Annotated in this window: 24 protein-coding genes and 3 pseudogenes; 14 read left to right on the top strand and 13 right to left on the bottom strand. The window is 69.3% G+C overall.

Features of this window, described 5'->3' with window-relative positions:
* Positions 1–315: 315 nt before the first annotated feature.
* Positions 316–729: pseudogene (locus tag ACWDAK_RS36745) on the top strand (Ku protein); the annotation flags it as partial.
* A gap of 213 nt (positions 730–942) precedes the next feature.
* Here the strand turns inward: ACWDAK_RS36745 and ACWDAK_RS36740 are convergent.
* A complete protein-coding gene (locus ACWDAK_RS36740; RefSeq protein ID WP_344641111.1) occupies positions 943–1,791 on the bottom strand; it encodes a helix-turn-helix transcriptional regulator in 849 nt (282 codons plus the stop codon).
* Between the two features lie 138 nt (positions 1,792–1,929).
* Between ACWDAK_RS36740 and ACWDAK_RS36735 the strand changes: the two genes are divergently transcribed.
* Positions 1,930–2,709, top strand: a complete 780-nt coding sequence (locus ACWDAK_RS36735; RefSeq protein WP_344641110.1) for an NAD(P)H-dependent oxidoreductase — start codon at positions 1,930–1,932, stop codon at positions 2,707–2,709.
* Here ACWDAK_RS36735 and ACWDAK_RS36730 read toward each other — a convergent pair.
* Positions 2,706–2,933, bottom strand: a complete 228-nt coding sequence (locus tag ACWDAK_RS36730; protein WP_344641109.1) for a hypothetical protein — start codon at positions 2,931–2,933, stop codon at positions 2,706–2,708. The two genes, ACWDAK_RS36735 and ACWDAK_RS36730, sit on opposite strands and share 4 nt — an antisense overlap.
* A 616-nt stretch (positions 2,934–3,549) precedes the next feature.
* Here ACWDAK_RS36730 and ACWDAK_RS36725 point away from each other — a divergent pair.
* The gene (locus ACWDAK_RS36725) at positions 3,550–4,359 is read left to right on the top strand and encodes a phosphotransferase enzyme family protein (RefSeq protein WP_344641108.1); all 810 of its coding nucleotides are present in this window, start codon (positions 3,550–3,552) and stop codon (positions 4,357–4,359) included.
* Positions 4,360–4,531: 172 nt separating this feature from the next.
* Positions 4,532–4,717 carry a hypothetical protein gene (locus ACWDAK_RS36720; protein WP_344641107.1) on the top strand — a complete coding sequence of 62 codons (186 nt, stop codon included), beginning with the start codon at positions 4,532–4,534 and terminating at the stop codon, positions 4,715–4,717.
* Between the two features lie 28 nt (positions 4,718–4,745).
* Here ACWDAK_RS36720 and ACWDAK_RS36715 read toward each other — a convergent pair whose 3' ends face one another.
* Positions 4,746–5,468, bottom strand: a complete 723-nt coding sequence (locus ACWDAK_RS36715; RefSeq protein WP_344641106.1) for a dienelactone hydrolase family protein — start codon at positions 5,466–5,468, stop codon at positions 4,746–4,748.
* A 420-nt stretch (positions 5,469–5,888) separates the two neighbouring features.
* Here ACWDAK_RS36715 and ACWDAK_RS36710 point away from each other — a divergent pair.
* Positions 5,889–7,138: pseudogene (locus ACWDAK_RS36710) on the top strand (IS256 family transposase).
* A gap of 34 nt (positions 7,139–7,172) precedes the next feature.
* Positions 7,173–8,759, top strand: a complete 1,587-nt coding sequence (locus ACWDAK_RS36705; RefSeq protein ID WP_427395830.1) for a Gfo/Idh/MocA family protein — start codon at positions 7,173–7,175, stop codon at positions 8,757–8,759.
* 377 nt (positions 8,760–9,136) lie between these two features.
* On the opposite strand, the gene ACWDAK_RS36700 is transcribed toward ACWDAK_RS36705, so the two are convergent.
* From ACWDAK_RS36700 to ACWDAK_RS36690, 3 genes are all read right to left on the bottom strand, one after another.
* A complete protein-coding gene (locus ACWDAK_RS36700) occupies positions 9,137–9,310 on the bottom strand; it encodes a hypothetical protein (protein ID WP_344641104.1) in 174 nt (57 codons plus the stop codon).
* A 15-nt stretch (positions 9,311–9,325) separates the two neighbouring features.
* The gene (locus tag ACWDAK_RS36695) at positions 9,326–9,682 is read right to left on the bottom strand and encodes a PRC-barrel domain-containing protein (protein WP_344641103.1); all 357 of its coding nucleotides are present in this window, start codon (positions 9,680–9,682) and stop codon (positions 9,326–9,328) included.
* A 311-nt stretch (positions 9,683–9,993) separates the two neighbouring features.
* A complete protein-coding gene (locus tag ACWDAK_RS36690) occupies positions 9,994–10,839 on the bottom strand; it encodes an SDR family oxidoreductase (RefSeq protein ID WP_344641102.1) in 846 nt (281 codons plus the stop codon).
* A 127-nt stretch (positions 10,840–10,966) separates the two neighbouring features.
* Here ACWDAK_RS36690 and ACWDAK_RS36685 point away from each other — a divergent pair, with 127 nt between their 5' ends.
* Complete coding sequence (locus ACWDAK_RS36685) at positions 10,967–11,092, top strand: hypothetical protein (protein WP_344641101.1); 126 nt, start codon at positions 10,967–10,969, stop codon at positions 11,090–11,092.
* Between the two features lie 357 nt (positions 11,093–11,449).
* Here the strand turns inward: ACWDAK_RS36685 and ACWDAK_RS36680 are convergent, their stop codons facing one another.
* Positions 11,450–13,036, bottom strand: coding sequence for a Na+/H+ antiporter (locus ACWDAK_RS36680; RefSeq protein WP_344641100.1), 1,587 nt, complete (start codon positions 13,034–13,036; stop codon positions 11,450–11,452).
* A 67-nt stretch (positions 13,037–13,103) separates the two neighbouring features.
* Positions 13,104–13,532: a hypothetical protein gene (locus ACWDAK_RS36675; protein ID WP_344641099.1), complete on the bottom strand. Its 429-nt coding sequence runs from the start codon at positions 13,530–13,532 to the stop codon at positions 13,104–13,106.
* A gap of 537 nt (positions 13,533–14,069) precedes the next feature.
* Here ACWDAK_RS36675 and ACWDAK_RS36670 point away from each other — a divergent pair.
* Positions 14,070–14,282 (top strand): annotated as a pseudogene (locus ACWDAK_RS36670) (nucleotidyl transferase AbiEii/AbiGii toxin family protein); the annotation flags it as partial.
* 451 nt (positions 14,283–14,733) lie between these two features.
* Complete coding sequence (locus ACWDAK_RS36665; protein ID WP_344641098.1) at positions 14,734–14,961, top strand: hypothetical protein; 228 nt, start codon at positions 14,734–14,736, stop codon at positions 14,959–14,961.
* 196 nt (positions 14,962–15,157) lie between these two features.
* Here ACWDAK_RS36665 and ACWDAK_RS36660 read toward each other — a convergent pair whose 3' ends face one another.
* Together ACWDAK_RS36660 and ACWDAK_RS36655 are read right to left on the bottom strand one after the other, a co-directional pair.
* Positions 15,158–16,312, bottom strand: coding sequence for an alpha/beta hydrolase family protein (locus ACWDAK_RS36660; protein ID WP_427395831.1), 1,155 nt, complete (start codon positions 16,310–16,312; stop codon positions 15,158–15,160).
* 175 nt (positions 16,313–16,487) lie between these two features.
* Positions 16,488–16,835 (bottom strand): hypothetical protein, encoded by a 348-nt coding sequence (locus tag ACWDAK_RS36655; RefSeq protein ID WP_427395832.1) that lies wholly within the window; start codon positions 16,833–16,835, stop codon positions 16,488–16,490.
* Positions 16,836–17,331: 496 nt separating this feature from the next.
* On the opposite strand from ACWDAK_RS36655, the gene ACWDAK_RS36650 reads away from it, so the two are divergent.
* Positions 17,332–17,502, top strand: coding sequence for a hypothetical protein (locus ACWDAK_RS36650; RefSeq protein WP_427395833.1), 171 nt, complete (start codon positions 17,332–17,334; stop codon positions 17,500–17,502).
* A gap of 154 nt (positions 17,503–17,656) precedes the next feature.
* Here ACWDAK_RS36650 and ACWDAK_RS36645 read toward each other — a convergent pair whose 3' ends face one another.
* Positions 17,657–17,851, bottom strand: coding sequence for a hypothetical protein (locus ACWDAK_RS36645; protein ID WP_344641095.1), 195 nt, complete (start codon positions 17,849–17,851; stop codon positions 17,657–17,659).
* 369 nt (positions 17,852–18,220) lie between these two features.
* On the opposite strand from ACWDAK_RS36645, the gene ACWDAK_RS36640 reads away from it, so the two are divergent.
* Entirely contained in the window at positions 18,221–19,093 is an 873-nt protein-coding gene (locus tag ACWDAK_RS36640; RefSeq protein WP_344641094.1) for an LPXTG cell wall anchor domain-containing protein, read from the top strand.
* A gap of 317 nt (positions 19,094–19,410) precedes the next feature.
* Here ACWDAK_RS36640 and ACWDAK_RS36635 read toward each other — a convergent pair whose 3' ends face one another.
* Entirely contained in the window at positions 19,411–19,665 is a 255-nt protein-coding gene (locus ACWDAK_RS36635; protein WP_344641093.1) for a hypothetical protein, read from the bottom strand.
* 199 nt (positions 19,666–19,864) lie between these two features.
* On the bottom strand, positions 19,865–20,140 hold the full coding sequence (locus tag ACWDAK_RS36630) for a hypothetical protein (RefSeq protein ID WP_344641112.1): 276 nt from the start codon (positions 20,138–20,140) through the stop codon (positions 19,865–19,867).
* A gap of 78 nt (positions 20,141–20,218) precedes the next feature.
* Here ACWDAK_RS36630 and ACWDAK_RS36625 point away from each other — a divergent pair, with 78 nt between their 5' ends.
* The 3 genes from ACWDAK_RS36625 (at position 20,219) to ACWDAK_RS36615 (ending at position 22,702) form a co-directional block, all read left to right on the top strand.
* Entirely contained in the window at positions 20,219–21,670 is a 1,452-nt protein-coding gene (locus tag ACWDAK_RS36625; protein WP_427395834.1) for an amidase, read from the top strand.
* A 275-nt stretch (positions 21,671–21,945) separates the two neighbouring features.
* Complete coding sequence (locus ACWDAK_RS36620) at positions 21,946–22,083, top strand: hypothetical protein (protein WP_427395835.1); 138 nt, start codon at positions 21,946–21,948, stop codon at positions 22,081–22,083.
* A 262-nt stretch (positions 22,084–22,345) separates the two neighbouring features.
* Positions 22,346–22,702, top strand: a complete 357-nt coding sequence (locus ACWDAK_RS36615) for a peptidylprolyl isomerase (protein WP_427395836.1) — start codon at positions 22,346–22,348, stop codon at positions 22,700–22,702.
* Positions 22,703–22,716 lie beyond the last annotated feature (14 nt).

Here is a 22,716-nt window from a genome sequence, read left to right as displayed (position 1 = left end):
CTGCGATGCGGATCCACACGAGTTTCCAGTCCCGTACGTCCCGGGACATGCCCGGCAGCGTCATCAGCTCGCGCGGGGCACGCTCCGCATCCCCCGGTGCCGGGGCTGGCCGGCGGGGGCGGGAGAACGGAACGGCGCTGGTCACCCCTCCACCGTAATTCGAACGATTGTTCCCATTCAAGTTTTACTCATCTGCCGATCCGGCCATCGGCGCAGGTCCCACGCGTCTCCTGAAGGCCCGGTCACCGCAGGTCCGGCTGGGTAGGCATCGAACAGGGGTGGGACGCGACGGGGGACCGGACCTGGAGGCTGGCGATGTCGAACGCGATCGCGAAGCTCTCGATCACCTTCAGCCTGGTGTCGATCCCGGTGACCGTGATGGCCGCGACCGGTCCCGGCCGGCACGAGGTACCGCTCCACCTGGTCCACACCGCGGACGGCGGCCGGATCCGGAACAAACGCGTATGCGAGCTGGACGGGGCCGAGATCCCCTACGAAGACATCGCGCGCGGCTACGAGGCCCCGGACGGGCGCACCGTGGTACTCACGCGGGATGACCTCGCCGACCTGCCGCTCGCCACCACCCGGGAGATCCGCGTCCTCGGCTTCCTGGACGCGGACCGGGTGGATCCGATCGCCTACGACCGCGCCTACTACCTGGCACCGTCGATGCCGGCCGGGGAGCGCCCGTACGCGTTACTGCGCCGGGCCATGCTCGATGCCGGCCAGGTCGGCATCGCCCGCGTGGCGCTGAGGACGAAGGAGAGTCTGGCCGTGCAGAGGCCGAGCAGGTGCTGCGGCGCTTCACCCGCGGCGGCCCCAGGCACCCCACCTACCAGGCCCTCGAAGAACTCGGCCGTGCCACCAGCCGCAAGGCAGACCGGGGACAGGAAGGTCGTCAATGTGTTGAGGCGATCCCGGCGGTGGGTGGGCGTCGTAGAGTTACTCGCGGACCAGGGCGTTCACTCTGGGATGCCCGTCACCACTGTCCCCGCCCAGGCCCGCGAGCAGGCGCAGCCCGTCCTCGGCAGGGCTGTCGGGGGCCGCGGACAGCACCAGCAGCTCCATGCCCGATTCGTCCGGTAGCGCGAAGTTCTCCTGGTGCAGTTCCAGCAGTCCGACCAGCGGGTGCCGGTACGCCTTGCGTCCATGTGTGCGGGCGCGCACGTCCGCGCGGGCCCAGAGGCGGCGGAAGCGCTCGCTACCCATCGCCAGCTCGCCGATGAGCGAGGCCAGGCGGGGGTCCTCGGGGTATTTGCCGACGGCCAGGCGCAGGTGCCCGACCACGTCGAGGGTGCATTTCTCCCAGTCCGTGTAAAGACCGCGCTCGGCTTCCTCAAGAAAGATGTGCCGGGCGGTGTTCAGGCCCGGCATCGGCCGACCGAAGAGGAGCCCCGCGAGCCGGTTCCCGGCGAGTACGTCCAGGCGGTGGTCCATGATCAGCGCGGGTGCGTCGGCAACCAGGTCGAGGACGCGCAGCAGCTCCGGCCGGACCCGGCCGCCCGGCGTCTTCGCGCGGCGGCGGCGCTGCCGGGCGAGGCGGTAGAGGTGCCCGCGTTCCGTTTCGTCGAGGTCGAGGACGCGGGCGAGCGCGTCGAGGACCTGCTCGGAGGGCTGGGTCGCGCGGCCCTGCTCCAGGCGTATGTAGTAGTCGACGCTGACTCCGGACAGGTGCGCGACCTCTTCGCGGCGCAACCCTTCGACCCGGCGGCGGCTGTCGGTGGGGATGCCAACGACCGCCGGGTCGACCCGGGAACGCCTCGTCCGAAGGAAGCCCGCAAGATCGTCCATGCCCCCAGTATGGCCTCGGCTGCGCCCGTGAAGGTGGTCCTGCCGTTACCAGGAAGTCCCGTCCGATGGAAGAGGCGGCCCTGAACGCCGGGCGCCGCGGCACCCAGAATCGAAGGCACCCGATCCGAAGGAGTTCCCATGAAGACGCTGATTGTCTACGCCCACCCAGAGCCGAAGTCACTCAACAGCTCGCTGAAGGACCTCGCGGTGTCCACATTGGAGACCGCCGGACACGAGGTACGGGTGAGCGATCTGTACGCGATGAACTGGAAGGCGGTCGTGGACGCCGCGGACTACGGCCCCGAGGCCTCAAGTCCGCTGAAGGTCGCCCTGGACTCGGGCCGGGCCTTCGATGCCGGGACGCTCACCCCGGACGTCCTCGCCGAGCAGGAGAAGCTGCTCTGGGCCGACACGATCATCTTCCAGTTCCCGCTGTGGTGGTACACGATGCCCGCGATCCTCAAGGGCTGGGTGGACCGGGTGTTCACCTACCGCTTCGCGTACGGCGTCGGCGAGCACAACGACACCAAGTACGGTGAGCGCTTCGGCGAAGGCACCCTCGCGGGCAGGAGGGCTCTGCTGTCGGTAACCGCCGGCGGCCCGGAGTCGCACTACGCCGCTCGCGGGATCAACGGCCCCATCGACGACCTGCTGTTCCCGTTCCAGCACGGCATCCTCTACTACCCGGGCATCGAGGTGCTGCCGCCCTTCGTGCTGTACGGCACCGACCGGATGACCGGCGAGGACTACCCGGACGTCGCCAAGGCCTGGGAGCAGCGCCTGCTCACCCTGGAGTCCACCGAGCCGATCGCGTTCCGGCGGCAGAACTTCGGCGACTACGAGATCCCCTCGCTGCACCTGAAGGAGGGGCTGGAGCCCGCGGGCCGCACGGGTTTCGGGCTGCACGTGCGCGGCTAACCGCCGACGATGGACAGGACGAGCTGGGGCGCGAACCCGAGGGCCGTGGCGGCGGTGCGGGTGAGCGCCACCAGGCAGGGTGTAACGGCGGGTTCCTCCGACGCGCTGTGCCTGCCGTCGGAGAGGACGGCGGCACGGCATGTGTAGTAGACGAGACCGATGGCCGCGTCAAGGGCCGCGATGATCGCCAGCCAGAGTGCGTCGCCGTCAAGGAGGCCCTGCACGCCCGAAGCTGCCGCGAAGCGGCAAGTACCTGAGAGTGATTCTCCACTCATCGATAGTCACTGACGGTCGGCCGGGTGTTGTTTCATAGATGGTGGCTCGTGAAACACCCGGCCGCCCGCTGGCCCACCTGCGGCGATCATGTCTCATGAGTTGTTGCAAACGACTGGACTTCTGAGAGAGGCTCTGCAATCTGACACCGGACCACCTGCAACTCGGCGACAAGCACGCCCACCTGATGCTCGGCCGACAGCCCGTCCTACTGCCCCCACGACTGGCTGGGCTGCTGCAACAGCTGGTGGAAGATCCTCTGCCCGACTCACGAGCTCTGTTTTGCCCACGCCACCCCAGGCCCCCGACTGCTTTCCCGGGCTTGGTCCCAGGAAAGCCCATCGCGACTCCGCCATGACGCAGAAGCTCAACCGACACGGGGGGTGCGGGCGGCCCGCAACTCCGCCCTCGCCGCCGACCTCCCCAGCCCCATCCTCGCCGCCCTGACCGGCATGCACCGCCACACCGCCATCCGCTGGGTCACCTACGCCCGGCGGACTGGGCTGAGTACCTCGCAGCCCGGGTCGACGATGACAGTCGACCCGGGCGGAACCGGAAGGAGTCACCATGACAGAGCCCAAGCGGATGAACGAAGAAGTGCTGGCCGGAGGCGGCGTCAACCATGTCGTGCGGGTCGGCTCGACTGTTCGACGACCCGTGGGGCCGTGGACCCACACGGTCCACGCTCTGCTTGATCACCTGAAGGAGGCGGGGTTCGCCGGTGCCCCACGAGCTCACGGCTTCGATGCCGACGGCCGGGAAATCCTCGATTTCCTCCCCGGTCATGTCGCCAACTACCCGCTGCCGGACTATGTGCGATCAGACGCGACCTTGCAGGCCGTGGCTGTGATGTTGCGGCATTACCACGACGCCACCGTCAGCTTCACCCCTGCGGCGGACGCCAGTTGGTACTTGCCCAGCCGCGAGCCGGCCGAGGTGATCTGCCACGGCGACGTCGCTCCCTACAACTGCGTTTTCCACGACGGGAGGCCGGTCGCGTTCATCGACTTCGACACCGCCCACCCCGGTCCTCGTATCTGGGACCTCGCCTACGCCGCCTACCGGTTCGTGCCGCTGACCGATCCGGGCAACGGCGACTTCACCCTGCCCATTGAGGAACAGTCCCGCCGACTTCGACTCCTCGCAGACGCCTACCAGCTTGACGACAACGATCGCGCAGCGCTGGCCGACACGGCCCGGGACCGCTTGGAACACCTGGTCCGCTACATGCATAAGCAAGCAGACGCTGGCACCGCCGCGTTCGCCGAGCACATCGCCGCCGGACACGACTCCCTCTATCTCACCGACGCGGCACACATCGCCCGCCACGCAACAGCCTTCACGGAGGCGCTGAGCCGGACCGCCCCACAGCAGTGAACTCCAGGTCGGCGGGGCAGGAATAGTGCACGGTAGGAATAACCCCCTCCTGCCAGTAGTGCTCGGCATGCGGGCGGGTTGCTGCCCCGACCCAGAACACGGACCGAATGGCTCCCGCGGACGCCACCTGATCCGCACCCAGGCCGATGACGTCGAGATCGAGTCGTCCAGTGTGTTCAACACCAACACCCACGGGACCTTCACCGACGTCGATCTGGAGACGCGCCGCCCCGACCGGCTGGTACCGCCGATGGCCGGTACCACCGCGATCGGGGCGGTCGTGCATCTGCTGGCCACCACCATCGAGGAGGGCCGAGACCTTTCCTCGATGAGCTGCAGCCTGGCCGACACCGCCTAGCGTCTGCTGCTGGCCTGACAGCCCGGCCTCACTTCAGGTGCCGGGCGAAGAACCGGTCCCCGTCGTCCACCTCGAACCACGGGGTGCCGGCATGCCCGCCCAGATTGGCGTGCAGCGTCTTCTCCTTGGTGCCGAAGGCGTCGAACAGGTCCAGGGCCAGCTGCCGGTCGTTCCCTTCGTCGTCCCACTGCAGCAGGAACAGCAGCGGAATGGTGACCTGCCGGGCCTCCTCGCGCAGGGCGCGGGGCACGAAACCCCCGGCGAAGAAACCGGCGGCCGAGATGCGCGGCTCGACCACCGCCAGCCGAATGCCGATGGCGGTCATCCCCGAGTACCCGACCGGGCCGCCGATCTCCGGCAGCGAAAGGAGGGCGTCCAGGGTGGTCCGCCATTCCGGGACCGCCTTTTCGACCAGCGGGACGATGAAGGACTCGAAGATCTCGTCGACCGGCTCTCCGGCCGCCATCGCCCGGCGGAGGTCGGCGCGAGCCTGCTCGTCGACGGCGGAACGGGGCCGGTCACCGTGCCCGGGGTGGTCGATGGCGGCCACTGCGTAGCCGTACTCCGCCGCGGAGTGCCGGGCCCGGGCCACCAGCCGGGATTCCCGCTTGTGCAAGCCACCGTTGTGGCCCATCAGGATCAGCGGGGCCGGTGCGGATCCAGGCGTCCACAGGACACCGGGGATCTCGCCGAGGGTGAATTCGCGTTCGAGGACGCCGTCGTCGAGGCGCTGTTCAGAAGTGAATCGCATGGTCGTGCCTTTCGGGAGTGCTCAGAGACGGCGCTCCCGGACGACCTATCGTCCGACCGTGACCACGGAGGAGAGCACCCATGTCGATACTGCGTTCACGGGTACCACCTCCTCGTTCTCTCGCACGGCTCCGCAAACCTAGCAGTGGTCGTGGTGGTCCGCCAACAGGTTTTTGCGGAGACTCCGCTGCTCGCCGCGAAGGCGGTCACGCTCAGGCAGCAAGATCCAACGGATTCACAGCCGCTCGCTTGACAAGTGCAGAGAAGAGTTCAACTCTCAACACGCTAACTTGACAGAGAGCAATGCTCAAGACCTGTGGATCGACTCTGGGAGGAACGCAGAGGGCGTACCTTCCCGAATGATCCTGTGATGGTCATCGAGTAGGCCGACGTTGCAGCGTCGGCCAGGAAGGCACGCCCTGTGCTCACCGTAGTCAACGAGGACGGCACCACGCGGGACGGCTCCCTGCTGGACGAGATCGTCCGCGAAGGCGCGAGGAGGATGCTGGCCGCCGCGCTGGAGGCCGAAGTCAACTCCTACATCGCCGAGCTGACCCACGAGAAGGACGAGACGGGACGGCGCCGGGTGGTCCGCAACGGCTACCACCAGCCCCGGAAGGTCACCACTGCCGCCGGCGTGATCGAGGTCAAGGCCCCGCGGGTGAATGACAAGCGCGTTGACGAGGCCACCGGCGAGCGCAAGCGGTTCTCCTCAGGGATCCTGCCGCCGTGGTGCCGCAAGTCCCCGAAGATCGCGGAGGTGCTGCCGCTGCTCTACCTGCACGGCCTGTCCTCCGGGGACTTCGTCCCGGCGATGGAGCAGTTCCTCGGCAGCTCGGCCGGGCTCTCTCCGGCTACGGTCACCCGGCTGACCACCCAGTGGCAGGCCGACCATGCCGCCTTCCAGGATCGTGACCTGTCCGGCACCGACTACGTCTATGTCTGGGTCGATGGCATCCACCTGCGCATACGCCTGGACGAAGCCAAGGCCGCCGTCCTGGTCGTGATCGGGGTCCGCACGGATGGCACCAAGGAACTGGTCGCGATGGCGGACGGCTACCGGGAGTCGGCCGAGTCGTGGGCCTCGCTGCTGCGGGACTGCGTGAGACGGGGTATGCGCGCGCCTGTGCTGGCGGTCGGCGACGGGGCGCTCGGGTTCTGGAAGGCCCTGCGCGAGGTCTTCCCCGACACGCGCGAACAAAGATGCTGGGTCCACAAAACGGCCAATGCCCTGGACGCCATGCCGAAGTCGGCCCAACCGGCGGCGAAGAAGGCGATCCAGGACATCTACAACGCCGAGGACCGCGAGCACGCCGAACAGGCCGTCCAGACCTTTGCCAAGCTCTACGGGGCGAGGTTTCCCAAGGCCGTCAAGAAGATCACCGACGACCAGGACGTGCTGCGGGAGTTCTACGACTACCCGGCGGAGCACTGGATCCATCTGCGGACCACCAACCCGATCGAGTCGACCTTCGCCACCGTCCGGCTCCACACGAAAGTCACCAAGGGCGCCGGCTCTCGCGCCGCCGGCCTGGCGATGTGTTCAAGCTCGTCGAGTCGGCCCAGGCCCGTTGGCGGGCCGTCAACGGCGCCCACCTCGTCCCGCTCGTCCGCGCTGGAGCCCGCTTCGAGCGCGGAGCCCTGATGGAGCCTGACCGAGCGGCGGCATAATTGCCACGATGCGCGGAAATCGATGGTCTCTCCGATGGCGGCCAGGCGATACCGGTCCGCCATGACGAGCGATGAATACTCGGCCGGTCCTGCGTTGCGCCGAGTTCTGGCTAAGGCAGGCGGACCGGAACTGCTGGACCTGCTGGCCAAGGGGCTGACCGGGACGGATCTGACCACACTGCTCCTGGAAGTCTTCCGACGCCGCGCCGATCGGCTCACCCCGGCCGAGGTGATGCGGCGCTATCGCACCGACCGGTTCGTGACCCCGGCCCCGACAGGGTTCGCGCAAATACGACGAGCCGAAGACTTCCTGCTCTCGGCGCTGCCGGATGACTTCCAGATGCTCACCTTCCCTGGCAGCGCATACGGCGGTCGCGACCGTCGACCCGCGCAAGGTCGTCGCCACCATTCGTGGCAGCGAGGTCGCAGCCGACCCGACCAATGCCCTGGCCCTGGAGGCAGCCCAGCGGAGATCCCAGGCCCTGGCCGCCGATCCCCGCTCGGCCGTGCCGGTCCGGATGGCCGCCAGCCAACGAGTCGTGCGTGCCCAGCACTTCGACGCGCCCGGCATGCTCGCCCACTTCCGTTGCGGGCCCTCAGCGCCAGCAGCGCCGAATCGGCGCGCGCGGCCGGCGAGAAGTACGCGGTACCGCTGGCCTTCAGCAACGCGGAGGAGCTGGCCCGCAGTGAGGAAGTCGACCTCGTGGTCGTGACGGTGCGGGTCCCCCAGCACCTGGAACTCATCCGGCCTGCGCTCGAAGCGGGAAAAATGGTGTTCAGCGAGTGGCCGCTCGGCGCCGACCTCGCGCAGGCTGAGGAGCTGGCCGACCGCGCGCACCTCGGCGGGCTGCTGACGGCCGTCGGCCTGCAGGCCCGGTCGGCTCCGCCGCTTCGGTATCTGCGCGACCTGGTCGCCGAGGGCTACGCGGGGCGCGTGCTGTCGACCAGCATGCTCGGGTCGGGCCGGCCCTGGGGCGCCACCTACGACGACGACCACGCGTACGTGCTGGACGTCACGAGCGGAGCCACACTTCTGTCGATCCCCTTCGGACACTCGGTCGATGCGCTGACCATGGTGCTCGGCGAGTTCCGCGAAGTATCGGCTCGCATCGAGAACCCGCGTCCCGAGGTCACCCACGTGACGAGCGGGGCGGTCGCGGCCAAGAGTACCGAGGACCAGATCGCCGTGACCGGTCTGCTCGACTCGGGGGCCGTGGTCGCGATGCACTTCCGCGGCGGCACATCCCGCGCCACCAGCTTCCACTGGGAGATCAACGGCACCCAGGGCGATCTCGTCGTGAAGGCCGACCACGGCCTGTGGTGGATGGGGCGGCTACGCCTGTACGGCGCCCGAGGCGACGACAGCGGCTTGGCCGAACTTCCGGTCCCCGCCCGCTATCAGCGGTCGCTGACGCACTGGACCGAACGATCCGCCGAGCCCACCTACAACGTCGCCCACGAGTATGCGCTTCTCCGCGACCAGATCACCGGAACCCTCGCACCGGGCACGGACGGCGTCCCCGACTTCCGGCATGCCGTCCGTCGGCACCGCATGCTGGAACAGATCCGAGAGGCGGCACGGACCGGCCGGAAGGTCACACTCGCGGACCAAAGCCCGTGAAAGCGAGCAAGCCCTACAGCACAGGCGGCTAGCCAAACCGGTTGACCGCCCGCTGATCTGCGATTGCCGGCTCGCGACCAGTCCTACAGTGCTCAATGAGGCCGCCGGCCCGGACCTACGAACCCCAGCGCACCCAGACAACCTGAGCAGCCCGGCTGCCGCTCCATGGCGGTGTGGTCGGTGGCGCAAGGGCACGGGCAGGTCGAAGTCGGCGGGCTGGCTCTTGGTGACCAGGTGGGCGGGCAGGTCGCCCCACCACCGGCGTGGCCACTGTGCCTCTCCCCTTCTCGGCTACTGCGAGGTTGAACGGCAGCCGCCACCTGGTGGCAGCGGCAACGCCGAGCAAACCCCCGTGACCCCGGTGCATCCCATCGGGGTCAACGAGTGGGCCGGCGGCCGGTTCGACGGACACGCGCACCAGCCAGCACAAGAGCCGCGACGAAGACGACCACGGCAACGACCAGCAGGTAGAACAGGCCTTTGGCAAGAGCACCAATGAAACCGAGGACCACGGCCGCCAGGAGCAGAACCAGAATCCACACCGTGGACACAGCCCTCCTCACACGTCAGCGCCGGGCGAGGCGGCGTTCGCCACCCGCACCGGGCACGTAGTCGAGCCGGTAGTGGGCGAACACCGAGGGCTCCTCCTCGGCAGGCAGGACACCATCGATGCCGATCCAGGGGGCATCCTTCACCAACGCCTTGGAATGGGCGACCCGAACATAGCCGGGACCCACAGTGGCACCGGCCAATGGGACGAAGACCAGGCGGTGGCGGGTCGGCAACCCGACCATGACGGTGGCGAACGCGGGATCATCGGTGGCCGTGTCGACATACACGGACTCGAGAGTTCCGATCTTCTTGCCGTTCTGGTCGACGACAGCGTGCTCGCGCCACTCCCGGATGTCGGCGATCTGAATCATTCGCAGCCTCCCGTCTCAAACGGCTCTCAGGATCCATCATGGCCGGACAGCGCCGCAGCCGGCGCCGCGAAGTCGGAGAACTTGCAGCATGACGGCCGCCCCCGTCCCGGACGACGTCGATCCCGGCGGCCGTGAACGCGGCGGCCGTCGTTGCCTCCCACACTCCCCGGCCACCGTCGACCAGCTCCAGGAGGCCAGGCGCAGAGCTGGCTGACGCCCCATGGGGGTACACCTGCGGTGCCTGCGGCTTCGAGTACCTCAACACCGAGCCATAACACCGCGGGACCAGCGGAGACCCCTTGCGGAGTCGTTCAGCGGACCCAGGTGCCGGTGAGGGTCTGGACGGCGGAGCCGTCGAGGTCGGCGAGCGTGGTGGCGACGAAGTCGCGGGCCCACTCGGAGGTCTGGATGCGGAAGGCCGGGCGGTCGCTGGTCAGGGCCTCGATGATCGGGGTGGCGGCCTCGGCCGGGGTCTGGGCGTTACCGAAGGACTGCCGGGTGCGGGCGACGTACGCCTCAAGGGCCGGGGCGTAGGGCCCGGCCGCGGCGAGCAGAGCAGGGACGTCCAGGCCGAGGTTGGCGACGAACTCGCTCGCGACCGCGCCCGGTTCGACCACGGCGACGTCGACGCCGACGGTGGCGGCGACGGGGGCGAGCGACTCCATGAAGCCCTCGACGGCGAACTTGGCCGCGCAGTACGCCTCGTTGAAGGGTTGGCCGACGACGCCGCCGACACTGGTGACGGTGATCACGCGGCCCTGGGTGGCGCGCAGGTACGGCAGGGCGGCGCGGGTGGTGGCCACCACACCGAAGAAGTTGACCTCCATGGCGGCCCGGACCTCGTCGACGCTCATCAGCTCGATGGTGCCGACCTGGGCGGCGCCTGCGTTGTTGACCAGGGCGTCGAGGCGGCCGTGCTCGGCGATCACCTCGTCCAGGCAGGCGGCGATGCTCCCGGGGTCGACCACGTCCAGGCGCTTGACCTGGATGCGGTCACCGACGCCGTTCTCGGCGGCCGCCTTCAACAGCGCATCGGCCTTGCCCATGTCGCGCATGGTGGCGATGGTCATCCAGCCGGCCCGGGCGGCGCCGATGGCGGTGGCCAGGCCGATGCCGGAGGACGTGCCGGTGATCAAGACGGTCTTCGGGGAAGTCATGAGAATTCTCCTTCTCAAGCGTACTGGCGTCGGCCAATAACCGGGGAGCTCCCCGGTTGACTGCCACAATAACCGGGGAGCTCCCCGGTTGTCCAAGCAGACCGATCCCCTGGCGGAGGGAGCAGCCTTGACCACCCAGCCGAGCCCGTTGCGTGCTGATGCCCGCCGCAACCGGGAGCGCATCCCCGAAGCGGCCGTGCGCGCGTTCTCCGAGAACGGTCCGCCGCCGGGCGGCCGGGACGGCGGGGCGTAAGGTCGGGGTCAGCCGGTGACGGTCTCGGCCATGTGCCCGTGGAGCGCGTCCAGGAGCGCAGTCTGCTGCTCGGTCAGCTTCCTGTCTGCGCAGGCCTCGTCCTGCTTGCGCAGCCACGTGCCAGGCCGGAACGCGGGGTCCGCCTCGCCGCCGGTGCGATTGCGGGGCCGACGAGGATTCCGCCGGCCGCGAGGTAGGCGAGCAGGCGCCGGTAGGAGCGGCCCCAGTCCGGCTCCAGCCTTGACCCGCTGGGAAGCCGCACTCAACGCCTTCGAGATCGCTTTCGACGGCCGCTTCTCCGTCGTCCCCGCTGACTCAACCCAACCGGGTTACACCGAAGAAGACCGTACAGACCCGTCAGTCACGGGCACGGAGACTGGCTTCCTCGAGGTCGAGTTCGCGCTGGATCCGGCGCCGGGTGGCGTTGCTGATCATGTTTGCTTCGTAGAGGCGCTGGAGCTCGGCCGCCTCAATGCCGATGAGTGTCCGGCGTATCTCGCGGTAGGCGTCGGCGGGACGGGCGTCCGGGTCGCTGTAGTGGGCATCTTCCGCTTGGTGGATGCGCGCCTCCAGATGGCGACGCGCCTGTTTCAAGGCAGTCTCAGCGGCGGCGCCCAGTTCGGCGAGCTCATCCAGATCGCCGAGCTGTTTGAGCTCTTCGAGAGCGGTGTGGGCAATGTGTCGGCGGGTCCGGGCCTCCTCGCGGGCGGTGTGCTCCGGTTCCAGAGCGATGCCCGAGCGGCGGACGACAGGAGCGAGGGTGAACCCCTGGAAAACAACGGTGAGCGCGATGGTCCCGGTGGTGAGCGTGAGGATGAGCGCCCGGTGCGGCAGCGGCGCCCCTGTGTGGGTGACCAGGGGGATGGAGAGCGCGGCGGCCAGCGGCATGACGCCTCGGGTGCCCGCCCAGGACAGGACGGCCGGAACGCGCCAGGAGAGGCGACTGTCGCCCTCCTTCTGCCGGTACTGGATCAGGGCGGACAGCGGGAAGATCCACAGCAGACGGATCGCCAGCACGGTGAAGGCGATCACCGGCACCCACAGCGGCCAGCCGTGCTCGTCGTGCGTGAGGTGACGGACGGCGGAGGGGAGCTCGAGACCGATGAGGGCGAAGACGGCGCTCTCCAGCAGGAAAGTCACGGTGTCGTAGACGGCGTGGATCTGGAGACGGACGGGGGCATTGCTGACCTTGTGGCCCGTACTGCCGAGGACCACCCCGGACACGATGACGGCCGTCACACCGGAGGCGTGCAAGTCCTCCGCGATGACGTACGAGGCGTACGGAGTGACCAGTGCGATGACGGTCTCCAGCACGGGGTCCTCGGTCCGTCTGCGGATGAGGGTCACCACTGCGGCGACCGCCGCGCCGATGAGGGCTCCTCCGCCCGCGAGGATCAGGAACTGCTCGACGGTCCCGGACACGGTGATAGCGCTGCCGGAAACCGCGGTCGCCACGGCGACCTTGTACAGAACCAGCGACGTGGCGTCGTTGAACAGGCTTTCCGCCTGCACCATGGCCTGCACGCGCGGTGGGAGGGACAGGCGCCGGCCGAGTGCGGTAACGGCCACGGGGTCGGTGCTGGCCAGGACGGCGCCAAGGATCAACGCGGTCGCGGTGGTGAGTGGAGTGATCGCTCGGGCGACGTACCCGACGACGACGGCCGAGGCCAGGACCAGACCGAAGACCAGGCCGGTCACAGGCCGCCACACGCTGCGCAGGTCGCGGACAGACATTTCCCCGGCCGCGGCGTAGAGCAGTGGCGGCAGCACCAGCACGCTGATCACGTGAGGCGGCAGGCGGACCTCGGGAACCCAGGGCATGAGCCCGACGACCAGACCGGCAATGACGAGGAGCGAGGGAGCGGGCAAGCTCCAGCGCCGGGCACCGGTCGCCACAGCCGTGGCCAGGACCACGAGCAGCAGGATGACGGTCAGGCCAGTCATGCAGCGTCCCCAGTGGGTTACGGTTTGTTACCCCCCTCTGACCAGGTGCTCTATCAACGTAACCGGATTACGGACGCCAGCCCACCGCTACGGGAGCCGGGGCCCACACCACCTCGCGCGGCCGGCTCCAGCCGGACGCGGGGGAGAAGAAGCCCGCCGCAGGCACGCCAACCCGAGCGGTGGTCCACACGGACACGGGCGGCCCGATCGACGCGGTCATCGCCTTCAGCACGATCTTCACCACCCTGCTGAGCTCGTCGAGTCCGGCCGGACCCGCTGGCGTGCGATCACCGGCGCCCACCTGGTCCCGCACGGGTGCCCGCTTCGAGAACGGCCAACTGGTCGAACGCACCGAGAACCGCGCGGCCTGAGGTGAATGCCACGATGGCGCGCCACCGTCGGCTTTCGGTTCTGCGAGGCTGCCTTCGGTGCTGGCGGGCAGCTGCTCGATGGGCTTGGCGAGCGCGACCTCGATCGGGAGGCGAAAAGGCGGCATGGCTCCACTCGGAAGAGTCGATCCGGCACCCGGGCGCCTGGCCCGTGAAGAACGCGAAGGCTTCGGGTGCGGCGTCGATCATCGCCTGCTGCTCGACTGGTGAAGGGTCCGTATTCCAACCCGGCGCTGTTCGCGATCCCAGGGCCAGGGGACATCTGACCGCTGGCACGTGCGGAACCTTCATCACCCAGCGCTGCCGCCTGGTCGGATCGGCCACCGCCGGCCACCGCCTCGCCCTCCTGCTGCACGACCTGTCCGGCCACCACATACAGTCCGTCGAACGGGCTCGCGGTGGTCGACACCGCCGAGGAGCTCGACGCCGGCTGGCTCGACAAAAGGCCGCACCGATGACCAACAACTGGAACACCCTGGGCTACGTACGGGCCGTGGGTCGCCGCCCTGCGCGTGCCGGCCCGCCGACCGACCGACGAGGAGCGCGCGAACCTCGACCTCCCCCGCTCGCTCTACCCGGTGGCCGACGAACGGACCGTGCAGCGTGCAGTATTCGACCCGTCGCTGCGCGGCTACGTGAAAGCGATGCGCGCCGGCGGCTCCGCATTCGACGACCCGGCCGTCGGCGCCCGCTGGTACGGCGCACGCCGCAAGGCGCTGGACACCGTGCTCGCCGCTGTCGCCGCCTCGCCTTGGACCGACCACCTGGTGCTGCGCGGCTCGGTGCTGCTCACCGCCTGGTACGGCAAGGCCGCCCGCGAGCCCGGCGACCTCGACTTCGTCGTCACCCCCGCCGACTGGGAGCTGGCAAACCCGCGCACCTTCGCCGGCCGCGCCGGGGAGGACCTGCGCGGGGTGGACTCGGACGGAATCCGGCGGCACCGGGACACGTTGGACCCAGCTCCTCGCAACACCGCTCGTAGCGGTCACGCCAGAGGTTGCCGGGGCCCTGCGGCCCCTGCGTGCGGGGTTGGAGGTGGCGCCTACGGCGTCACCCGCAGACGGGCACAGCACCGCGGATTGGCAAAAGGGTCGGCCATGCGGGCCGCTCGAGGGCGCCTGGCGCGTACTCAACCCGGTAACCAGCGGTGCCCGCATCCGGCCCATGCAGGGCTCTCACCCAGCCCGCACACAACCAACCGGCGAACCACCGACCCGCCACGCAGGCACAACAGGTCACGCTTCCGGCCAGTCGGCCGCACGAGCGGGTGCGGCCCGGCCGCGGTGCGCCGAAGCTGGGAGGGTGAGCATGATCGTCGTCCTGGAGAACCCTGGCTCGGCCCACGTGGTGGTGCACGCGGCCGCGTCCGATCCCGACATGCCGAGCGCCCCCGGCCCGGTCACCGCCTGCGGCCTCGACACCGCCGATATGGTCAGAAACGCGTGGCAGCCAAGCAAACCCGGCCAACACTGGTCGCCACCCGAACTGAGCAGCCGCATCTGCCCACACTGCGACCACGCCATCCGACCCACGTAGAACACCGACACCACCCACACACGACCGCCGGCCGCACACCGAGCAGCGAAAAGACCGCCCAGGCCCCGCCAACCGCCCCCTGCAGGCCGCCCGCGACCCTCGGGCCCCGCCCCGTTCCAGACGGTCCAGCGACCTACGCCGAGATCCCGCACGGACCGCGGCGCACCCCCGTGGCGCCGCGGTCCGTCCGCTGCCATTACGGCAGGTAGTGCACTTCGGGGAAGGCCCGCGACGGCCCGTCGAGCAGGTGGCCCCGGTGGTGGCGCAGGTGCTGGTCGAAGAAGGCGAGCGGGTATGCCTGCTGGATCTTCACCGCGCGGGCGGGATCGAGGGTGCCGATCCAGTTCTTCAGCTGCTGGTCGCTCATGCCGACCAGCTTCGCCAGCTGTGGCATTAGCACCTGGGTGTCGCCGTAGGACTGGTGGGTTGCGCCGTCGGCCTGGACGTTGAGCCGCCAGCCCTTCAGATGGGACCAGAACACGGCCACGTTCGGGTCCTGGGCGCGGGTGAACCTGGCGGTCATCATCATGAACGGCCGGTCGAGGTCGGTGGTGATCGTGGGCATCGGTCCGGGCTGCATCGGTCCGTCCAGGCTCAGCCCGGCCCGCACCCGCTGATCGGCCAGCATGACACAGGCGGTGGCCGTGCCTCCCTTCGACCAGCCGAACATGCCGATGTCGAGCGGGTCGAGGGTGCCGAGCAGGCCGTCGGGGAGCGCGAGGTTGTCGACGTCGGGGTTGCGTCCGGCGGCGAGGTCCTGGACGCAGTCGAGCACGAAGCGTGCGTCGGTGGCATAGTCCATCGGGGACAGCGTCGGGTGCGTGGAGTCCCTGATCTGGGGGACGACGCGGCCGTCGGGGAACTCGGTGAAGCCGTCGTAGGTGTGGTCGACGGTGACCACGACGTAGCCGTGGCTGGCGAGTTCCTGGACCATGATCGTGTGGTCGGCCCGGTGGCTGCCCGAGCCGTGTGAGTAGACGACGACGGGCAGGCGGTGGCCGCACCGGTGGACGGGCGCGCCCAGGTGGCCCGACGTGAGCAGGGCGAGGGACGGAGGGAGCGGGAAGCCGACGTCGTCGAGGAAGGCGCGCATGGCGCCTTCGGCCATCCAGGGGGCGAGCGGGTAGTCGTCGACGTCCCGGGCGGGGTACCAGACGCTCGCCATCAACTCGCGGTAGTGGCCCGCCCCGGCCGCCGGGTCCGGCCGGGAGGTGTCGAGCAGGTGCAGGGCGACCGTGCCGACGGGGTGTGGGCCGGTGGGCTCGGGCAGGGTGAGCCTCCCGGGGGCGGCCGCGGAGGCCGCCCGGGAGGTGGAGGCCAGGCCGAGCGGGGCCGCGGCGCCCAAGGCCATTGCGGTACCCAGAATGCGACGGCGCGTCAGTGCATCTCGGCTTGCGAACGGCGTGGTGTCCATGCCCGGAACGGTGTCACGCGGCGTGGGCGGAGAGCATCAGTCCACCGAGTGATCTGCCCGCCGCCCGCATTGGCCCGCAGGTTTACCTCCCCAGACTGATGCCGGGGGCGTTTCAAATTTCGGTGATCTTGTAGACGAGCCGGCGAGGGATGTTCAGGAGGTCGAGCGGGAGGCTGAAAGGGCCGTAGGTGACGTGGCGGAGGCCGGGCGCAGCGCCTTGTTCGACGTCTCCTGCGGGCCCAGCGGCAAAGTCCTTGAACGCTGCGCGGCGGTCCTCGAGCCGGTCCGTGCCGGCCACGGCCCGGGCCCACAGCCGCTCCGGCCGGTCCTCGTCCTTCAGTAACTCGGCGGCCTCCAGCGGGTCGGTGGCGAACGCGCGGGCGGAGCCGATCCGGGAATGGAAGGTGATGACCCGGCGCAGGCCGAGGTCGGCGACCGCGCGCAACACCGCGATCTGCAACGCGCGCGGCGGAACAGGTCCTCGTTGGAGCGCTGCGCCTTGAGGCCGGCGACGGCGGGCAGGTCGAGCAGTTCGCACAGGTCCTCGTCCGTGACCAGCGGTACGAGGACGCGGTAGTCAGCGAGGTAGCCGTGCTCGGTGCCCTGCCCGAGCGACCAGCGGTAGACGGTGGGGCCGTAGATCCGTTCGTCGTCCATCGAGCAGATCATGGTGCCTTCGGCGATGTCGACGACCTCGTGCGGGACTCGGGTCCCGTCGACCGCGGGGTGGCGGTGAAGTACCAGCGCCGGGCGGCGGGCACCTGGTCGTCGTCGCGGACGGCCCGCCCACGGCTTGCCGTCCGATCTGGTGGTTCGGTGCGCCTCGTCCACCACCACCAGGTCCCAGGCGGGCAGACCGAAGTCGCGGCGGCCGTCGCCGATCTGCGCGAGCGGCCGGACGCGCCCACCGCCGAGCCGGAGGCCGCGCCGGGCCCGGGCGGATATCCGGTCGACGCGTGGCGGGCAATGGCCGCCCGGGGGCACGACCTGGCGCGGCAGCAGCTGACCGTCCGGCGCGAGCCGGGCTGCTCGCTCCGGAGGCTGTGCCTGGCTACGTCGCCGAGCAGCTGCTCGCCTGCCGCCGCTACGCCCTGGCCCGCAACGCGCGAGCCGTCGGCCGGTTCTGACGGACCGCAGGTCAGCGGGGGCGGCTTATGGGTCCGGGCCTGCCTCGGAGTGCGCCCCGCCGGTGATGGCCCGGTTGTGCGACTCGGGTCCGATGGGCGCCCGGCTGCAGCGCATCCGGGCGCGGTGTTCGGGTGAGCGGTCGCCGTCAGCTGATCACCAGGACATGTCGTCGACGAGGGCAACCGCATGACCGGTCGGCGCCGCTGCCGATCCGGTCGGTGCGGCTACGTCGCCCCAGCTCGTATCGGCCATGGTCACCGGCTTCACGGGGGCCGTGGCAGCGCCGACCGACACGACGACGGTTGCCGCGAAGGCAGCCAGAACTGCTGCAATACGGGTGCGAGACATGGGTGTACCTCTTCCGCTACTCAGAAGACGGGTTCGGGGCCAGACAAGGATCTTGCTCTGGCACGCACTAGTGTTCACATTCGTAGTCGTCGTTTCAAGCGCTTCAGTGCCGTCGCCAGCAGGAGTGGAAAGCCGCTCCTCCCGTCGGTTCACCCCTCGGCCCGCCTTTTCGAGCCGAGGAAGGCGAGCGGCCACTTTGCGACTGACGTTCTGTCACGTAGGGCCGTGGGCCCGGTAGTCGGTGGATCGGGCACGTCGTGTACCGTGACCCTCCTCACACAGACTCAGATCCGGCCGAGTCGCATGTACCGGACAGCTGAGCAGTGACCCCCCAACCACTTTGTACCTATCGTCAGGGAGTTACCGAAAGTGCACCACCCCCTGCGCCGGACTCTTCCGGCTCTGGCGGCCCTCGGCATAGCCGTGGGCGCCCCGGTCCTCACCGCCGGAACCGCACACGCCGTCATGCACGACTGCGGCGAGGTCGCCGTGCAGTACTCGGTCGACGGCGGCAGCCACTGGATCAACGGCGGCCGGATGTCCGAGCCGCACGGCACCATCCAGGTCCGCCTCGTCGGCGAGACCTCGCCGGGCTGCGACTACAAGGTCTCACTGGCCTCCTACAGCACCGAGGGTCCGGACTGGGGGACCTCGGGCACCCAGACCTTCCTCGGCTGGGCCACCACCACGCTCAACCACGACCGCCCCCAGGCCACCCTGGACGTCAGCGCGCATCTGCCGAAGTGCTTCGGCCAGATCGACCTGTACGCCGGCGACCAGAAGTTCGACGGTGTCAGCAACCCGGCACCGCACTTCCCCGACACCGTCGTCCCGCGCAACCTGATCACCGCGTGGAACGGCGGCTCCGCCTGCCAGCCGACCCCCTCAAGCAGCCCGTCCGCACCGGTGAGCCCGAACCCGGTGCCGCCGAGCCACCCAGCCGGCTCGCCGTCGCCCAGCGCCTCGGTTCCGCCGTCCGCCTCCCCCAAGCCATCGCACTCGCCAAGTACTCCGACCCGGACGGGCCACCCGAGCTCGGCGCCATCGGCACCGGCCCCCTCCGCTTCCGAGCCGGTCGGCACGCCCTCGGTCAAGCCGGTCTCGGACAAGCCCGCCCCTGTCCTGGCCAGCACCGGTAGCGACGGCGGACAGATGATCGCGACCGCCGTCGGCGGCGTCGCCCTGCTCGCCCTCGGCGCCGGCGCAGTGGTCTTCAGCCGCCGCCGCGCCGCCCGCCGCTGACACACCGTCCGGCGGACGCCCGCAGCCCTTGGCCACCCGGCCACCGGGCTGCGGGCGTCCGCCTGCGAGCAGGCTCTCCCTGCGATACCCGGACTTCGGCGGCGCGCTGGGGCCGGCAGTACCGAAGGCCGACCGTGGCCTCGACTACCCGCGCCGCTGAGCCAGGTGGCGGAGGTACTCCGCGCGGTTGAGCTGCTTCCCGTCCGTCCGACGGCCGGCCGAGCAGGCGCCCGCCGGACGGCAGCAAAAAGGCCGGCACCACCGCAAGGTGAGCCGGCCTCTTTCCGTACGGCGGGCGCGGGCTGGCTGCACCGGCCTCAGATCCGGCCACGGCGCGCCGCCAGCCTGGGGGGCGGGATCTGTCCGGTGCCGCGCAGCGCGAGTGCCGCGGCGCGGGTGCGCTCAAGCCAGTGGGTCACCTGGCGCAGTGTGGCCGTATCGAGGCGGCGGGTGACTTCCCGCTCGGCCTGGTGGTCGTCGTCGGTGATGAAGCCGAGGCGACGGCCGTGGTCGTACTCGTCCTGATCTTTCCAGCGGGCGGCGGAAAGGGCGCCGATCGAAGGCTTCCACAACCCCCGACGCCGCCATTCGGCGAACGGCCAACTCGGCCCAGCCGAGTTCGAACGTCGTCACACCACGAAGACACCACATAGAGTGCTCTACGCAGCCGAATAGCTCGCAAGCCCATCGGTGTCTGTCAGGCCGGGGCAACTCCACACCTCGCCGGTCCGGGTCCTTTCACACGACGTCGACGCCACGCAGCAGTAGCCCCTAGCGATCGACGTCCGCCGAGCTCGCGCTGATCACTGAGTATTTCCGGCGTTGCCTCTCCACGGTGAGGACCGCCTTGGCAGCTGACGTGTGCCAGTTGGGGCTGCAGCGGGCGTGTCGGAGGATGCGCCAATGCTTGACGGTCTCCTTCGCCGTGTCCCACTCCGCGCGGGCCAGCAGCTCCGTGGCGACCAGCAGCTTCGTAGCGACCAGCAACTCCAGCAGGTCGTCGCCATCGCGAGCGGTCGGCGAATTGTCTTGGCCGGGGAGGAACATGACGAGTATTGAGCCATCCATCCCGTTGCGCGAAGCGGTATTTTGTGGCCCATTCCAGAGGTCGGTACGGTCCGATTCATGGAGTGGAACTTTCAGACGGCCGAAGAACTCGCGGCTGCCCTGCGCGCCGGTGAAGTGACCTCGGCGGAACTGACCGACGAGGCGATCGCCCGTATCGAGCGGGACGACAAGGCGATCAACGCGATCTGTGTGCCGGACTTCGACCGTGCACGGGCCGCCGCGCGCGGTGCCGATCAGGCGCGCGCCCGCGGCGAGGACCGGCCGCTGCTCGGCATTCCGGTGACGGTCAAAGAGTCCTACAACATCGCCGGGCTGCCCACGACCTGGGGCATGCCGCAACACCGGGACTACATGCCGGCCGAGGACGCGGTACAGGTGTCGCGGCTCAAGGCCGCGGGCGCGGTGGTGCTGGGTAAGACCAATGTGCCCTTGGGGCTGCAAGATATCCAGAGCTTCAACGAGATCTACGGCACCACTAACAATCCGTGGGATCACGGTCGCACGTCGGGTGGGTCCTCGGGCGGATCAGCGGCGGCCCTGGCGTCCGGGTTCGGCGCGTTGTCGATCGGCTCCGACCTCGCCGGTTCGCTGCGCACCCCCGCGCATTTCTGCGGCATCTATGCGCACAAGCCGACACTCGGACTGGCGGCAACCCGCGGCATGGTCGCGCCGCCGGCACCGCCATTGCCGGTCGACCTCGACCTCGCCGTCGTCGGTCCGATGGCGCGCACTGCCCGCGACCTCACGCTCCTGCTCGACGTCATGGCCGGACCGGACCCGCTGACGCTCGGCAAGGCGTACGACGTGACGCTGCCGCCCGCGCGCCACGAGCGGCTCGGCGACTTCCGGGTCTTGGTCCTTGACGAGCATCCGCTCATTGCGACCGGGTCCGCTGTGCGGGCGGGCGTGAACCGGGTGGCCGACGCGCTTGTCGACGGCGGCGCCCGCGTCGAACGGCACAGTCCGCTGCTGCCCGATCTGACCGAAGCCGCGGTGCTTTACAGGCAGTTGATGTTTTCGGGCTCTGTCGCACGTTTTCCCGTCGACTCCTACGAGCAGCTGCGGACCCGCGCCGCCGGACTGAGCGCGGACGACCAGAGTCTCGATGCGGCGCTGCTGCGCGGGATGGTGTTGAGCCACCGCGACTGGATCGAGGCGAACAGCCGTCGTGAGCTCCACCGCCACGGCTGGCGGCAGCTCTTCGCCGAGTTCGATGCCGTGGTGTGTCCGATCACGCCGACTCCCGCGTTCCCGCACGACCACAACCCCAATCCGCTGGAACGCCGGATCGACATCGACGGCGTCGAGTACCCGTACTTCGACCAGCTAGTCTGGGCCGGTCTGGCCACCATGCCCGGCCTACCAGCCACCGCCATACCAGCGGGCCGGTCCCCCGAGGGTCTGCCGGTGGGAGTGCAGGTCATTGGTCCGATGTTCGAGGACCGCACCCCGCTGCGGCTGGCTGAACTGCTCGAGCAGAAGATCGGCGGCTTCCAGGCACCGAAGTAGGGCGTACTACCTGGGTGTCCGTCGACGGCGAGGTGCGGATCACGACGAGATCCTCCGAATGCGCGCAGTCGCTGCCGGAACGCGAATGTCACCCGCCTCCCGCAACACGACAGAAGGTCGTCGGACCATGCTGACACAACACGCCAGAGTGAAGTCGATACAGATGCCCCGGCCTTATCGCCACACAAGCAGCAACCAGCATCACGAATGCGGCACCCGAGACCGCTCCGCTGGAGCCGGGACAGGCCTGTCCGGCACCGGCAAGCCCGTCGACCGTGCAACCCACCGACCGGGCCTCGCCGCCCCGGCACACCAGCGTCCACCTCGGCATGCCCGACTTCCGCACCAACGCCGGCCGACTCGCCCAGGGCTCGGGGGCGCGACGGCCTGGCAAGGACGAGAGCGAGCCGTAGACGTAGCGGTCAGGAGACGACGGGGCTGCGGCGCTCCACTGCCCCTGGTGGCGGCCCGGGTGCTCGCGGGTGCCGACCACCCAGAAGTCAGCCTTAGCGGTAGCGCGTGAGACGATTCGATGGTGGTTGTCGTCGCATGAGGCGCCGCGCCCGTGGGAGGCGCAGGGTGCGGCGACAGGTTGGGCCGTGATCGCTGCCCCTTGGGAGGTTCCTCGGGGCAGCTTCCCGGCGACGTTGATATGCACTCGAAAGGATGTAACTGATGGCTCAGGCTACTGCGCGTCACATTCTGGTCGGCTCTGAAGACAAGGCGAATGAGCTGAAGGCGCAGATCGAGGCTGGGGCTGATTTCGCCGAGGTCGCAAAGGCGAACTCCACATGTCCCTCCCGCAGCCAGGGCGGCGACCTGGGTTCGTTCGGTCCGGGGCAGATGGTTCGCGAGTTCGACACGGTCGTCTTCTCGGCCCCGGTCGGTGTGCTCCAGGGGCCGGTGAAGACCCAGTTCGGTTACCACCTCATTGAGGTGACCAGCCGCCAGGTGAACCGCCCCGGGTTCGGTGGGGACTCGATTTCGTGTAAGGATTCGAGTCATGGCACGTCCCACTTCCTACCCGCCTGAGCTGCGCCGTCGTG

It is taken from the genome of Kitasatospora sp. NPDC001175 (genome assembly GCF_053598215.1).
This window is presented reverse-complemented; position numbering and strand designations above follow the sequence as displayed.